General features: G+C 71.2%; 10 protein-coding genes, 2 tRNA genes and 1 pseudogene. 9 read left to right on the top strand and 4 right to left on the bottom strand.

Annotated features, from left to right (window positions below):
* The first annotated feature begins 57 nt into the window (after window positions 1–57).
* From rsfS to ACFWHU_RS08500, 3 genes are all read left to right on the top strand, one after another.
* A complete protein-coding gene (gene rsfS / locus ACFWHU_RS08510) occupies window positions 58–489 on the top strand; it encodes a ribosome silencing factor (RefSeq protein WP_385795205.1) in 432 nt (143 codons plus the stop codon).
* On the top strand, window positions 486–1139 hold the full coding sequence (locus ACFWHU_RS08505) for a histidine phosphatase family protein (protein ID WP_385795345.1): 654 nt from the start codon (window positions 486–488) through the stop codon (window positions 1137–1139). Before rsfS ends, ACFWHU_RS08505 begins: the two co-directional genes overlap by 4 nt.
* 140 nt (window positions 1140–1279) lie before the next feature.
* Window positions 1280–1352: transfer RNA gene (locus tag ACFWHU_RS08500), tRNA-Ala, on the top strand.
* A 30-nt stretch (window positions 1353–1382) separates the two neighbouring features.
* On the opposite strand, the pseudogene ACFWHU_RS08495 reads toward ACFWHU_RS08500, so the two are convergent.
* Window positions 1383–2244 (bottom strand): annotated as a pseudogene (locus ACFWHU_RS08495) (helix-turn-helix transcriptional regulator).
* A 111-nt stretch (window positions 2245–2355) separates the two neighbouring features.
* Here ACFWHU_RS08495 and ACFWHU_RS08490 point away from each other — a divergent pair.
* From ACFWHU_RS08490 to ACFWHU_RS08480, 3 genes are all read left to right on the top strand, one after another.
* On the top strand, window positions 2356–3822 hold the full coding sequence (locus ACFWHU_RS08490; RefSeq protein WP_387224405.1) for an MFS transporter: 1467 nt from the start codon (window positions 2356–2358) through the stop codon (window positions 3820–3822).
* An 82-nt stretch (window positions 3823–3904) separates the two neighbouring features.
* Complete coding sequence (locus ACFWHU_RS08485; protein WP_355178390.1) at window positions 3905–4069, top strand: hypothetical protein; 165 nt, start codon at window positions 3905–3907, stop codon at window positions 4067–4069.
* A 3-nt stretch (window positions 4070–4072) separates the two neighbouring features.
* Window positions 4073–4306, top strand: a complete 234-nt coding sequence (locus ACFWHU_RS08480) for a hypothetical protein (RefSeq protein WP_385795198.1) — start codon at window positions 4073–4075, stop codon at window positions 4304–4306.
* On the opposite strand, the gene ACFWHU_RS08475 is transcribed toward ACFWHU_RS08480, so the two are convergent.
* The gene (locus ACFWHU_RS08475) at window positions 4285–5514 is read right to left on the bottom strand and encodes a glycosyltransferase 87 family protein (protein WP_387224404.1); all 1230 of its coding nucleotides are present in this window, start codon (window positions 5512–5514) and stop codon (window positions 4285–4287) included. The genes ACFWHU_RS08480 and ACFWHU_RS08475 overlap by 22 nt on opposite strands.
* Before the next feature lie 119 nt (window positions 5515–5633).
* Here ACFWHU_RS08475 and ACFWHU_RS08470 point away from each other — a divergent pair.
* Together ACFWHU_RS08470 and ACFWHU_RS08465 are read left to right on the top strand one after the other, a co-directional pair.
* Window positions 5634–5706 (top strand) — tRNA-Ala (locus ACFWHU_RS08470).
* 74 nt (window positions 5707–5780) lie between these two features.
* Window positions 5781–6680 carry a putative RNA methyltransferase gene (locus ACFWHU_RS08465; protein WP_387224403.1) on the top strand — a complete coding sequence of 300 codons (900 nt, stop codon included), beginning with the start codon at window positions 5781–5783 and terminating at the stop codon, window positions 6678–6680.
* A gap of 79 nt (window positions 6681–6759) precedes the next feature.
* Here ACFWHU_RS08465 and ACFWHU_RS08460 read toward each other — a convergent pair whose 3' ends face one another.
* Together ACFWHU_RS08460 and ACFWHU_RS08455 are read right to left on the bottom strand one after the other, a co-directional pair.
* Window positions 6760–8355, bottom strand: coding sequence for an NADH-ubiquinone oxidoreductase-F iron-sulfur binding region domain-containing protein (locus ACFWHU_RS08460; RefSeq protein WP_385795189.1), 1596 nt, complete (start codon window positions 8353–8355; stop codon window positions 6760–6762).
* Entirely contained in the window at window positions 8352–10007 is a 1656-nt protein-coding gene (locus ACFWHU_RS08455) for a hypothetical protein (protein ID WP_385795186.1), read from the bottom strand. The genes ACFWHU_RS08460 and ACFWHU_RS08455 overlap by 4 nt, the downstream gene beginning before the upstream one ends.
* Before the next feature lie 485 nt (window positions 10008–10492).
* Here ACFWHU_RS08455 and leuS point away from each other — a divergent pair, with 485 nt between their 5' ends.
* Complete coding sequence (gene leuS / locus ACFWHU_RS08450) at window positions 10493–13393, top strand: leucine--tRNA ligase (RefSeq protein ID WP_387224402.1); 2901 nt, start codon at window positions 10493–10495, stop codon at window positions 13391–13393.
* The last annotated feature ends 214 nt before the right edge of the window (window positions 13394–13607 follow it).

Raw genomic sequence — 13607 nt, 5'->3', positions numbered from 1 at the left:
TTGTCGGCGGTCCGTGAGACCCTTGGGGTCTCCAGACCGCCGACGAAAGCATCGCCTGTGACCGCCACGGACCGCTCCATCGAGCTCATCAACGCCGCCGCTCAGGCGGCAGCAGACCGGCTCGCGCACGACATCATCGCGTACGACGTCAGTGACGTGCTGTCGATCACCGACGCGTTCCTGCTCGCCTCCGCTCCCAACGACCGCCAGGTCAAGTCGATCGTGGACGAGATCGAGGAGCGTCTCAACAAGGAGCTCGGCGCCAAGCCGGTGCGCCGTGAGGGCGACCGTGACGCCCGCTGGATCCTCCTGGACTACGTCGACATCGTGGTCCACGTCCAGCACAGCGAGGAGCGGGTCTTCTACGCGCTCGAGCGCCTCTGGAAGGACTGCCCGGAGCTGCCGCTGCCGGAGGACGCGGTCAAGACCCGTGGCAAGGGCGCCGAGCACGCCGAGGTGAACGGTTCCATGGACGGTGAGCTGAGCTGAACGGCAGCAAAGGCGGCAGAGGCCGCCGCGTCATTCTGTGGAGGCACGGCCAGACGTCCTGGAACCTGGAGCGCCGCTTCCAGGGCACGACGGACATCGAGCTGACGGCGGACGGCGTCGCGCAGGCGCGTCGCTCCGCCCGGCTGCTGGCCTCGCTCCGGCCGGACGCGATCGTCGCCTCAGACCTCCAGCGGGTCGTGGCCACGGCCAACGAGCTGGCCTCGCTGACCGGGGTCGCCGTCAGTTACGACTCCGCGCTCCGCGAGACCTACGCGGGCGCCTGGCAGGGCCTGACCCACGAGGAGATCGTGGAGCGGTTCGGCGAGCAGTATCTGGCGTGGAAGCGCGGTGAGCCCGTACGGCGCGGGGGCGGCGAGCTGGAGACCGAGGTCGCCGACCGGGCCGCGCCCGTCGTGCTCCACCACGCGGACAAACTCCCCGACGGTGGCACGCTCGTCGTGGTCAGCCACGGCGGCACGATCCGCACGACGATCGGCCGGCTGCTCGGTCTCGAGGCGCATCACTGGGAAGGTCTCGGCGGGCTCTCCAACTGCTGCTGGTCCGTCCTGGGCGAGGGCGCGCGCGGCTGGCGTCTTCAGGAGCACAACGCGGGGACGCTCCCCGAGCCGGTGCTCGGCGACGACGACTGAGCGACGACGGAGCGGCGGTTGAACGACGGCTGTGCGGCGGCGGCCGGGGGCTGCCGGACCTTGTCGGAGAGGATTTCACTTTCCGGCTGATCGCAGGCTAAAGTTCTTCTTGTTCAGAGCGCGGAGCGCCAGGAACACGAGGGGCTATAGCTCAGTTGGTAGAGCGCCTGCATGGCATGCAGGAGGTCAGGAGTTCAATTCTCCTTAGCTCCACAAATCTCCACACTACGAATCCCGTCCTCGTCAAGAGGGCGGGATTTCTCGTTGTGGGCGCAGCTCCCGCAGGGCGGCCGTCCGCCGCGCGCTCTCCGGGTCGTCCGGCGTGTAGACGACGATCCGGCATCCCGTCGATCGACAGTGACACCGACGTCATCCGTATCTCGCCGACGGCCGCGTGCCGGAAGGTCTTCACCCGGGGGCCGGGCGGCACCACGTCGCCGCTCGACCACAGCTCGGCGAAGTAGGGGCTGGCCGCCGAGAGGCGCCGTACGAACGACTCCCACGCGGGCTCGCCCACATGCCGTCCGTACGCGCCGCGCAGCGTGGCCACCATCACCGGCAGCTCCACGTCCCGGAAGACCAGCGGACAGTCGGGCTCCGGCACGGCGAAGAGCATCCACAGCACATTGCGCACCCCGATGTCCCGCAGCACCTCGAGGTCGAAGAGATCGCGGTAGGCGGCGTTGGCGGTCAGGATGTCGTAGCGCGCGTTGTAGACGACGGCCGGATGCGGGTCGAGCGCGTCGACGATGCCTTGGACCTCGGCGTCGACGGTGTGCGCGTCGGCCTCCCGGTCCGGTGCGTACGGCACCTCCGCCAGTTGGTAGAGATGCGCGCGCTCGGTCTGGTCGAGCCGGAGCGTGCGCGCCACCGCGTCGAGCACCTGCGCCGACGCGTTGATGGGACGGCCCTGCTCCAGCCAGGTGTACCAGGTCACCCCGACACCGGAGAGCTGGGCGACCTCCTCGCGCCGCAGACCGGGAGTGCGGCGGCGCAGCCCCGGCGGCATCCCGACGTCCGCCGGTGTCACGCGCGCCCGCCGGCTGCGGAGGAACGCGGCCAGCTGGGGTCTGCGCCGTCGACCCGTCGCGGGTGCCACCGTCATCGTCGTCACGCCCCCATCGTGCGTTGCCCGCCCGGCTGTTGCCAGGTGCTGCCGGTACCCGTATCAGGAGGCTCTCGGCACCGGTGTCCGAACCGGGTGAGGCTCCCGGTCATGACGACCACCTCATCCCACGCCCCGACACCCAGTAAAGCCGGTGGCACCGACAGACGGCCTGGCCCGCTGCTCGGCGTCGTGCTCGCCGCACAGTTCATGGCCCTGCTCGACACCTTCATCGTCAATGTGGCCGCGCCCACGATCCGTACCGAACTCGGCGCCTCCGGGGCCGGGTTGCAGCTGGTCATCGCCGGCTACACCATCACGTACGCGGTCCTGCTGATCACCGGCTCGCGGGTCGGCGCACTGCTGGGTCACCGCCACGCGTATCTCGGTGGGCTGGCCCTGTTCACCGCGGCCTCGCTCGCCTGTGGACTGGCCGCGGGCACCGGCCAGTTGATCGCCTTCCGGCTGGTGCAGGGCGCCGGCGCGGCTCTGATGATCCCGCAGGTGCTCAGTCTCATCCAGCGTGAATTCGCGGACGAGCGGCGGATGCGGGCGCTGGGCGCGTACGCGGCGGTGCTGGCCACCGGCGCGGCGACCGGCCAGGTCGTCGGCGGACTGCTGGTGAGCGCCGACCTCCTTGGGATGGGCTGGCGGCCGGTGTTCCTGGTGAACGTCCCCGTCGGTCTGGCGCTGCTCGTCATCGGCGCGCGAGTCCTGCCTGACGACCGTCCCGCGTCGGGCGGGCGGACCCGCGCCCTGGACCTGCCGGGTCTCGTGCTGCTGGCCGCCGCCGTCTCGCTGTTCACCGTCCCGCTGGTCCTCGGGCAGGAGCAGGACTGGCCGCTGTGGACCGGGCTGTCGCTCGGGGCCTGCGCCCTGTCCTTCGGCGCCTTCCTCAACCACGAGTCCCGGCTCGCCCGACGCGGCGGCGCCCCGCTCATCGCGCCGCGGGTGCTGCGTATCCCCGGAATGGGCCGCGCGGCCCTGCGGATCACCATGGCGATGGCGGTCAACTCCGGCTTCCTGTTCGTCCTCACCCTGCACCTCCAGGGCGGCCTCGGTCACAGCGCGCTGCGCACCGGGCTCACCTTCGCGCCGACGGCCGTCGTCTTCGGAGCTGTCGGCCTGACCTGGCGCAAATGGCCCGCCCGCCTCCAAAGGAGGCTGATACCGGGCGGGTTCGTCCTCACCGCGCTGTCCGCGCCGGCCGTCGGACAGGTGCTGCGCGACGGCGGCGACGGCGGGGTGTGGATGTATGCGGCGCTCCTGGGCATGGGCGTCGGTCTGTCGCTCGGCTTCAGCCCCACGCTGACCGGCGCGCTCGCCCACGTACGTAAGGAGGACGCGGCGGACGCCAGCGGGCTGCTGGTGACCGTGGCCCAGCTCGGTCAGGTGATCGGCGTCGCGATCTTCGGCACGCTCTTCCTCGCCGGGCTGGACGGGCCCGGTCCTGTCGCCTCGGGCGAGGCCCTGTGGGCCTGCACGCCGGCCCTGGCCGCCGCCGCGGTTCTCGGCGCGGTGGCCGGTCCCGGTCTCGGGCGCCGGCGCCGTACGCCGGAAGGTAACGGCCCGGCCTGATCATGCTGCCCTCCTTGCCATGCCATGACAGAATCGGACGGCCGGAGGGGGACGACGGCCCGGACGGGGAGGAGAGAGCGCGATGCCCGCCAGCAGCATCGACCAGGTCGGTGATCTGCTCGCGGCGGCGGAGTCGGCCACCGGCCTGAGCTGTCCGTCGTGCGGTTCGTTCCATGTGGCCCAAGTACTCGGCGACAACGGCGGAGTTTCCTACGTGTGCACGGCCTGCGGCCACAGCTGGAGCTGAGTGATGGGTGCGCACAGGAGAAAATGCGACTGGTGCGGCAGCGGCACGCCCATCGTCCGTGACATGGATCCGCTCAACGTCTCGTTCCAGTACTGGTGCGAGGAGTGCGCCCGCGCGCTCATCATAAAAGGCGATCCCATCGAGACCTACCGGGAGCTGGAGGGCGAGCCCATCTACGGCCGCCTCCTGGACGAGCACTGCACGCTCAAGCGCTTCTACTCCTTCGCCACCGCGTAACCCCCGGGCGCCCGCTCCTTCCGGTCGGCGACCGCCAGATACACCAGCACCCCCAGCGCCATCGTCGGATAGATCGCCGTGAGCACCATCTGCGGTCGGCTCTGGGCGAGTTCAAGCCGTTCGACGGCGCCGTGCGGTACCCGCCACAGGGCGTACGACCAGAAGCCCACCCCGACCGCCACCGCCCACTCCGTCCTGCCGTGCGCCACCAGGAGCAGCACCGTCGGCACGCACCACACCCAGTGGTGCGACCAGGAGATCGGGCTGATCAGCAGCGCCGTGGCCGCGCAGGCGACGGTGGCCTCCGCCGTCCTCCCTCGACGGGCCGCGGTCACCGCGACGGCCAGCCCGGCCACGGCCACCACCGTGGCCACGGGGAGCCACCAGTGCGAGGGATCGACGGTGTGCAGGACCCGTGCGAACACGCCCCGCAGCGACTGGTTCGCGGCGCCCTCCACGCGCCCCACCCGGTCCGCGCGGAAGACGATCTCGGTCCAGAAGCGGTAGGAGTCCGCCGGCAGGACGACCGCCGACGCCACGGTCGCGGCGAGGAACGTGCCCACCGACACGGCGGCCTGCCGCAGCCAGGGGTTCCAGCCGGCCTCGCGGAACCGCAGCAGACCGGTGATCAGCAGCATGACGGCGAAGAGTGCCGGCGTGAGTTTGATCGCCGCGGCGAGACCGATGCCGACGCCCGCCCAGCGGTGGCCACCACGGCGGGTGAGGTCCCACAGGACGGCCACACCGATCAGCAGATTGATCTGCCCGTAGCGCAGGGTCGTCCACACCGGCTCGCACCAGACGGCGACCGCGGCCACCCACAGGGCGGCGCCGGGCCGTACCGCGTCCCGGAACGTCAGCCTCAGTGAGAGGTGGACGAACGCCACGAGGAGCAGAAGATTGCCCGCCGTGGCGAGGGTGCGCATCTCGGGGACGGGCAGCAGGGTCAGCGGCGTGAACAGCAGCGCCGCGAACGGCGGATACGTCGTCGGGAGACCCGCCCGGGTCGCGCGCATCGCGTAGAGGTCGAGCCCGTCGAGCACCGTACGGCCCTCGGCCCGGTAGACCATCAGGTCGATCATCGAGACCGCGGCGAGGCGCTGCGCGATCCAGAATCCCGCGAAGGACAACAGACAGACACCGGCGCCTGCGAGGACGGACCGCCTGACGGCGGTCACTCGCGTGAGCACGGGAGTGGATACGGTCACGAAGGGTGACAGTAGCAGTCCTATCGGTGCATAACGGAAACGATTTGGCGGTGGGCCCGAGGGACCGTGTAATGTTGGCACCGCCGCCGAGGGGATGCCCGGAGTGCGGCACATCGCAAGGGGCTATAGCTCAGTTGGTAGAGCGCCTGCATGGCATGCAGGAGGTCAGGAGTTCAATTCTCCTTAGCTCCACATCTCGAAGTTCCCGTCCGGACGCCACGTCCGGGCGGGTTCTTCTCGTTGACAGCCCGTCGCGGAGGAACGCCGTGTCCAACTCGCCCACCGCGCCCGACCTTTGGCACCGGCTGCTCGACGTACTGAGGTGCCCCCTGTGCGACGGGCCGCTCGCACCGCCGCACGGTGTCCCGGCATCCTTCGAGACCCTCCGGGGCGTCAAGTCCCTCGGCTGCGCGGCGGGCCACTCGTTCGACGTCGCCCGCCAGGGCTATCTCAGCCTGCTGACCGGCGGCGCGAACGCGGCCAACGCCGACAACGCGGCCATGGTGACGGCCCGGACGCTGTTCCTGGAGGCCGGCCACTACGAACCGCTCGCCCGCGCGCTGGCCGATACCGTCGCGGAGCTGTGCCCGCCGGACGGCACCGTCCTGGACGCCGGGGCGGGCACCGGGTACTACCTGGCGACCGTTCTCGACGCCCTGCCCGACGCCGTGGGACTGGGCCTCGACGCGTCCAAGTTCGCGCTGCGCCGGGCCGCCGGCGCCCATCCGCGGGCCGGTGCGGCGACCGGCGACATCTGGAAGCCGCTGCCCGTCGTGAGCGGCGCGGCCGACGTCGTGATCAACGTCTTCGCGCCCCGCAACGGCCCGGAGTTCCAGCGCGTCCTGCGGCCGGACGGCGCCCTCGTCGTCGTCACCCCGACCCCGCGCCACCTCATGGAACTCCCCGCGAGCCTGGGCATGTTGTCCGTCGACGCCGCCAAGGAGGACCGGCTGCACCGCACACTCTCCGGTCACTTCCGGCAGGAGAGCACGGACGTCGTGGAGCGCGAGGCCACCATGACCGACGCGGACGTGCGCAATCTGATCCTGATGGGTCCGAGTGCCCACCACCTCGGCCTCGAAGACGTGCACCGGAGCGTCGCGTCGCTGGACACGCCGCTCCCGGTGACCGTCTCCTTCCTCGTCTCGGTCTACCGGCCGCACTGACGTCTGTGCCGCACTGGCACCCATGCCGCACTGACACCCGTGTCGGCGCGCCCGGACCGGCCTCCTTACGAAGGACGTGTCAGCGCCCCATGCCGAGGGCCTTCCTGGCACCGCCCGGCGGCAGGGCCGCCGGACCTCCCTGCCGCGCGGGACGCTGCGGCGCCGGCTGCTCGATACGGAGCGCGAGCGCCGGGCAGCGCCGTACGGCGCGCTGGGCGCGGCCCCGCAGATGCATCGGTACGGAGGCGTCGGCGAGCGCGGGGTAGCCGTCGGGGCCGAGCCGGATCAGCTCGGGCACGATGTCCGCGCAGAGTCCGTGGCCCTGGCAGAGCGTCCAGTCCACGGCCAGCTTCTCGCCGCTCGGGATGGACTCCTCCGCGGTCTGGTAGCCGGGGCCCGGCAGCGGCAGCACACCCGTGGTGTCGCGGCCGCAGCCGCCGTCCAGCACATGGGCGGCGAGGTCGTCGGTGAAGGCGGAGAGGGTGGACATGAAGAACCGCGCGGACCCGTCGGGGTGCTTGCACGCTCCCCGCCCCCGTACCGCCTGGGTGACCTCGCGCAGGGCCTCCAGGGCCGCGGGGCCGCCGCCGTTCAGTACGTCGCTCAGGCCGCCCGCCGCGGCCGGCAGGCCGAGCTTGCAGGGCCCGCACTGACCGGCCGTCTCGGCGGCGAGCCAGTTGGCCACGCGCAGCGCCTCACCCAGCGGGCAGGTCTCCGGGCCGATCGGCAGGATCGCGCCCGCGCCGAGCGAACCCCCCACCGCCGCGAGGGACTCACGCGAGACGACCGCGTCGTGCGCGGCCACGGAGTCGATCCAGTTGCCGTGGTACCCACCGGTCAGCACACCCTGGGGGAGCGGCGGCGCCCCGGCGAGCTGGAGCACGTAACGCAGTGGCACCCCCGTGGGCACCTCCACGACCATCGGGCGCGCGACGGCGCCGGAGATGGTGAGCATGACGGTGCCGGGCTCCGCGTCGAGCCCCGTGTGCCCGTAGCGGCGCGCGCCGATCCTGGCCCCGATGGCCAGTTGCGCGTACGTCTCGGCGTTGGACAGCAGCGTCGGGGCGCCCCCGATGCCCGACTCGGCGGCCCGCTCGCGGCGGCCGGGCGGCAGGGCGGGCCCGCCGTTCGCCGCGCGGATGACCGACGAGGCCTCGCCGGAGACCATGCGCTCGGGCGTACGGACCACCCGCGCCCGCAGTTGCTGCCCGCGCCGGTCGGACAGGCCGCGTTCGGCGAGCGCGGCCCGCATGGATATCTCGGTGGAGTTGCGGGTCACGGCGACGACCAGGGTGCGCGCGCCCAGCGCCTCGGCCGCCAACAGGGCGCCGTCGAGGATGAGATGGGGTGCGCGGTTGAGCAGCACCGTGTCCTTGCGGCAGGCCGGTTCGCCCTCGCTGCCGTTGATGACGACGACGGGGCGCACCCCGCGCCGGATCGACGCCTTGGCGACGGCGCGGAGCTTCTTGCCGAAGGGGAAACCGGCGCCCCCGCGTCCGCGCAGGGTGATGTTCTCGGCGAGCTGTGCGAGCAGTTCCCCGGTCAGCGGCTCCAGCGGCCCGTGCACCTTCAGGTGCATGGAGAGGTCGAGTCGCTCGACGAGGTCGAATCCCTGTGTCAGCTGGGGAAGGCCGACGACACGGACTTCGGGGACATCGGGGAGAGGGGCGTTCACTGTCGGTCTCCTGCGGGTGGGTACCAGGGTTCACCGGCACTCGGGGTTCCCCCGCCGTTCGCGGGAGGTTGCTGGAACGTGTCGTCCGACTGCCGGTACAGGTCGGCTTGTTGGTACAGGTCGGGCCCCGGGGCGGCGTCGGCCTGTTGGTAAGGGGACGACTGTAGGTACGTGTCGGACCGCTGGTTTGTCTCAGCCCGTTGGTATGTCTCCTGCCGCTGGTACTCCTGCGGGTACGGCGACGCCTGCTGGTACGGGTCGGTCACGGGCGTCGGCGCGGCGTCGGCGCCCGTCTCGTGGGCACGGGCCTGGACGGGAAGCGGGGGCGACGGCGTGGGCCACAGACCGGCCCCGGCGGCCGACGGCTCGCTGATGACCGGTATCTCCTCGGTCATGGGGATGCGTTCGGCGTACGGGATCTCGGCCGACGTCAGCGGGTCGGGACGGCCGCCGAAGGGCGGGGGCGCGGGTGCGGGGGCCGGGGGATCGGCGCCGAGCGAGACGGCCCGGTAGCCGGCCGACAGGCCCGTACCGGGACCCGTACCGCCGCCGGCGCCCGGACCCGGACCGGCACCGCGTCCCGGGTCGACGAACGTGTCCGCCAGCGGGTCCGGGTAGGGAGCCGCGGGCGGCGTCGGCGGGGCGGCGGCGTACGGCGCGGCCGACGGCGGCGTGAAGGAGTCGGGGACGAAGGTGTCCGCGAACGGGTCCGCGCTCGGCGGGCGCCCGGCCTCGTAAAGAGGAGGCGACGGCGGGGCGATGCGCGGCGGCACACGCGTCGAGCCCAGTGGCGGACCGAGCGGCAGCGCCGACGCCGGGGGAGAGGCCGGATCGGACGCGGACCGCTGGCGCGGGAACCGCTGCTCGAACTCCACCCGCGGCAGACCCGCCGTACCCGGCAGCGGTTCGCGGGTCAGGTCGCGGCGCTCCGACTGCTCCGGCTCGGGAGTCTCGCGCACGCCGCCGGTCAGTGTGAGGATCCTGTCGGCGATACGGCGCTGGACCGGTCGCGGCAGCAGCCGTACGGAGACGGCGCCGATGACGCCCACGAGCGCCAGGCAGTACAGGGTCATCACCCAGGTCGCGGCGGCACGCCCCGCGTACAGCCCGTGCATCAGCGCGAAGCACCAGGCCGGGTACGCCAGCATGTGCAGCGCGCGCCAGCGGCCGGCGACCTTGCCGGGGACGGCGAAGGCGCTGCGCAGCGCGCCCGTCGAGGCGGCGACGACCATCAGCAACCCGGCGAGCGAGCCGAGGCCGATGAGGCCGCTCGTGCCGGTGATCCCGAGGCCGAAGGGCAGCACGGCGCCGATCAGCGCCACATGCCCGAGGGAGACCTTCACCGTGGCGTGCAGCAGCAGGAAGCCGAGGGAGGCCATCGCCGTGAATCGGTGGATGCCCTGGGCGAGCAGCCGGTGGCGCGGTGAGAGCAGCAGCCGGTCGGTGGCCATCAGCCCCCAGGCGACGGCGGCCGTCAGGGACACCAGCGACAGGACGCCGGTGGTGAAGTCGAGCATCGCGCGGAACCCGTCACTCCCCGCGACGGCGAGGAGAGGGACGAGTACGAGTGCGGCGACCGACAGCCCTCCCTGGACCGAGCGGCTCATGCCGTGGCTCGGGGGAAGTGATGAACGGATCTTGTGAAAGTTCATAGGGGCAACTCCGAATGGCTCGGCAAAGCGGTCCCGTTGCCGCATGCTAAGTCGCTCCATACTGGGCAGTACGCCGTTTGCAGGTTTACCGGGCGGACGATGCGTCAACTGCCCCTGGGGATGCCCCGGATAGGGTCGATACGCGGGGTAACTCGGGCATCGAAGGTTCGATGAATCACATAGGGGTCAATGGCCTGTTCCCGACTCGAACGATCCTGTATGGCCGTCGAACGTCCCGTCGCTGTCGCGAATCGCAGTCACCGCCGCCGGGCGACCCTCCGCGTACCGCCTCGAATGCGGCATGCGGGCCCTGTGTCCGCTGCGGTACCCTGCTCGCATGCGTGCCGTACGCCTTCTGCTTAGCGAGCCGCGCTGATCAGTACCGACGGATGACAGATCCGGTCGGAATCAGCGTGGCTGCCCCCTCCTGTGTGAGGGGTTTTTTCATTCCCGCGGCAGAGACGATCGATGGAGCTTCAGAGGACATGAGCGAGACGAATCCGGCCGCCGCCGGCGCGGAGACGACCGCACCGACCGCGCCGCACCGCTACACGGCTGCCATGGCCGCCGACATCGAGGCACGCTGGCAGGACTTCTGGGACACGGACGGCACCTACGAGGCGCCGAACCCGACGGGTGACCTGGCCGGCGACCCGGCGGTCGTCGAGCGCCCCAAGAAGTACGTCATGGACATGTTCCCGTACCCCTCCGGGACCGGACTGCACGTCGGGCACCCGCTCGGCTACATCGCCACCGACGTCTACGCCCGCCACCAGCGCATGAGCGGGTACAACGTGCTGCACACGCTGGGCTTCGACGCCTTCGGCCTGCCCGCCGAGCAGTACGCGATCAGCACCGGCACCCACCCCCGGGAGTCGACCGAGGCCGCCATGGAGAACATGACGCGGCAGTTGCGCCGGCTGGGCCTGGGGCACGACAAGCGGCGCTCGATCGCCACGATCGACCCCGAGTTCTACCGCTGGACGCAGTGGATCTTCGTACAGATCTTCAACTCCTGGTACGACCCCGAGGCCGGCGGGGCCCGCCCGATCACCGAGCTGGTGGCCCGGTTCGAGAGCGGCGAGCGCGCGACGCCGGACGGCCGCGGCTGGAGCGAGCTGACCGAGAACGAGCGCGCCGACATCCTGGGCGAGTACCGCCTGGCGTACGCCTCCGACGCCCCCGTCAACTGGTGTCCCGGCCTCGGCACCGTCCTGGCCAACGAGGAGGTCACCGCCGACGGACGCTCCGAGCGCGGTAACTTCCCCGTCTTCAAGTCCAAGCTCCGCCAGTGGAACATGCGCATCACGGCCTACGCCGACCGGCTGCTGGACGACCTGGACGCGCTGGACTGGCCCGACGCCATCAAGCAGCAGCAGCGCAACTGGATCGGGCGCAGCGAGGGCGCGCGCGTCGACTTCCCGGTCGGCGACGCCGGTGCCATCACCGTCTTCACGACGCGTCAGGACACGCTGTTCGGCGCCACGTACATGGTCCTGGCGCCGGAGCACGAGCTGGTCGAGAAGATCGTCCCGGCCGCCTGGCCCGAGGGCACGCACGACGTGTGGACGGGCGGCCACGCGACGCCCGCCGACGCCGTCGACGCGTACCGCAAGCAGGCCGCGTCGAAGTCCGACGTCGAGCGGCAGGCCGAGGCCAAGGACAAGACGGGCGTCTTCACCGGTGGCTATGCCACCAATCCGGCCAACGGCGAGCGGATCCCGGTCTTCATCGCGGACTACGTGCTGATGGGATACGGCACCGGCGCGATCATGGCCGTCCCGGCGCACGACAGTCGTGACTTTGCGTTTGCACGCGCTTTCGAACTGTCGATGCGCTGCGTCGTGGAGCCGAAGGACGGCCGGGGCACCGATCCCGCGGAGTGGGACGACGCGTTCGTCGCGAACGACGCGAAGATCGTCAACTCGTCGGCCCCCGCCGTCACACTGGACGGTCTGGGCGTCGTCGATGCCAAGGCGAAGATCACCGAATGGCTGGTCGCCGAGGGTATCGGCCGGGGAACCGTCAACTTCCGGCTGCGGGACTGGCTGTTCAGCCGGCAGCGCTACTGGGGCGAGCCCTTCCCCGTCGTCTACGACGAGGACGGCATCGCGCACGCGCTGCCCGAGTCGATGCTGCCGCTGGCACTGCCCGAGGTCGACGACTACTCGCCGCGCACGTTCGACCCGGACGACGCGGACACCCGGCCCGAGACGCCGCTGTCGCGCAACGAGGACTGGGTCTCCGTCGAGCTGGACCTGGGCGACGGCAAGGGCGTACGGCGCTACCGCCGCGAGACCAACACCATGCCGAACTGGGCCGGTTCGTGCTGGTACGAGATGCGCTACCTGGACCCGCACAACACGCGGAAGCTGGTCGACCCCACCGTCGAGCAGTACTGGATGGGCCCCCGCGAGGGCATGCCGCACGGCGGTGTCGACCTGTACGTGGGCGGCGCCGAGCACGCCGTACTGCACCTGCTGTACGCGCGCTTCTGGTCCAAGGTGCTGTTCGACCTGGGTCACGTCTCGTCGGTGGAGCCGTTCCACAAGCTGTACAACCAGGGCATGATCCAGGCGTTCGTCTACCGCGACAGCCGCGGCATCGCGGTCGAGGCGGCCGAGGTCGAGGAGCGCGAGGACGGCCACTGGTACCGCGGCGAGAAGGTCAGCAAGCTGCTGGGCAAGATGGGCAAGTCCCTGAAGAACGCGGTCACTCCGGACGAGATCTTCGCGGAGTACGGCGCCGACACCCTGCGGCTGTACGAGATGGCCATGGGTCCGCTGGACGTCTCACGGCCGTGGGACACCCGCGCGGTGGTGGGCCAGTACCGGCTGCTGCAGCGGCTGTGGCGCAACGTCGTGGACGAGGCGACCGGAGAGGTCACGGTCCTCGACGTCCCGGACGACGACATCGACATGGCGACCCTGCGTGCCCTGCACAAGGCGATCGACGGCGTCGGCCAGGACCTGGCCGCGCTGCGCTTCAACACCGCCATCGCCAAGATCACCGAGCTGAACAACCATCTGACCAAGACCGGCGCGCCGATCGCCCGCTCGGTCGCGGAGCGGCTGGTGCTGCTGGTGGCGCCGCTGGCGCCGCACGTCGCCGAGGAGCTGTGGCGCAAGCTGGGGCACACCGGCTCGGTCGTGCACGAGGCCTTCCCGGCCGCAGATCCGGCGTATGTGGTGGACGAGTCCGTCACCTGCGTCGTCCAGGTCAAGGGCAAGGTCAGGGCGAGGCTGGAAGTCTCCCCGTCGATCTCGGACGAGGATCTCGAAGCGCTGGCGCTGGGTGACGCCGCGGTGGTCGCGGCGCTGGGCGGCGCGGGCATCCGCAAGGTGATCGTGCGGGCACCGAAGCTGGTCAACATCGTGCCCGCGTGATCGTGCGGGGGTAGTCGTGTCCGCGTAGGTGCCGACGGGGCTTCGGGGGGCTCTACGGGGCTTCCCGGGCCCCGGACGGGCGCCGGCGGGCTCGCGCACGCCCTGGTGCGGGCACAGGGCTTTCCCTTACGGGCAGTTTGGGGGTTCGGGCGGAACCCTCAGGCTGCCCGTTCCGTTTACGGTGGAGGTACCGACGTCGACACCGGAGAGGCAT

This window comes from Streptomyces sp. NPDC060366 (assembly GCF_042725135.1).
Lineage (GTDB): Bacteria > Actinomycetota > Actinomycetes > Streptomycetales > Streptomycetaceae > Streptomyces.
Note: the sequence above shows the minus strand (reverse complement) of the source record. Positions and strands in the feature narration are given on the sequence as shown.

Bases quoted from the DNA above. Each gene is read 5' to 3' on its own strand.
- ACFWHU_RS08490 (WP_387224405.1), top strand. From the start codon at position 2,356: ATGACGACCACCTCATCCCACGCCCCGACACCCAGTAAAGCCGGTGGC.
- ACFWHU_RS08485 (WP_355178390.1), top strand. From the start codon at position 3,905: ATGCCCGCCAGCAGCATCGACCAGGTCGGTGATCTGCTCGCGGCGGCG.
- ACFWHU_RS08480 (WP_385795198.1), top strand. From the start codon at position 4,073: ATGGGTGCGCACAGGAGAAAATGCGACTGGTGCGGCAGCGGCACGCCC.
- ACFWHU_RS08455 (WP_385795186.1), bottom strand. From the start codon at position 10,007: ATGAACTTTCACAAGATCCGTTCATCACTTCCCCCGAGCCACGGCATG.
- leuS (WP_387224402.1), top strand. From the start codon at position 10,493: ATGAGCGAGACGAATCCGGCCGCCGCCGGCGCGGAGACGACCGCACCG.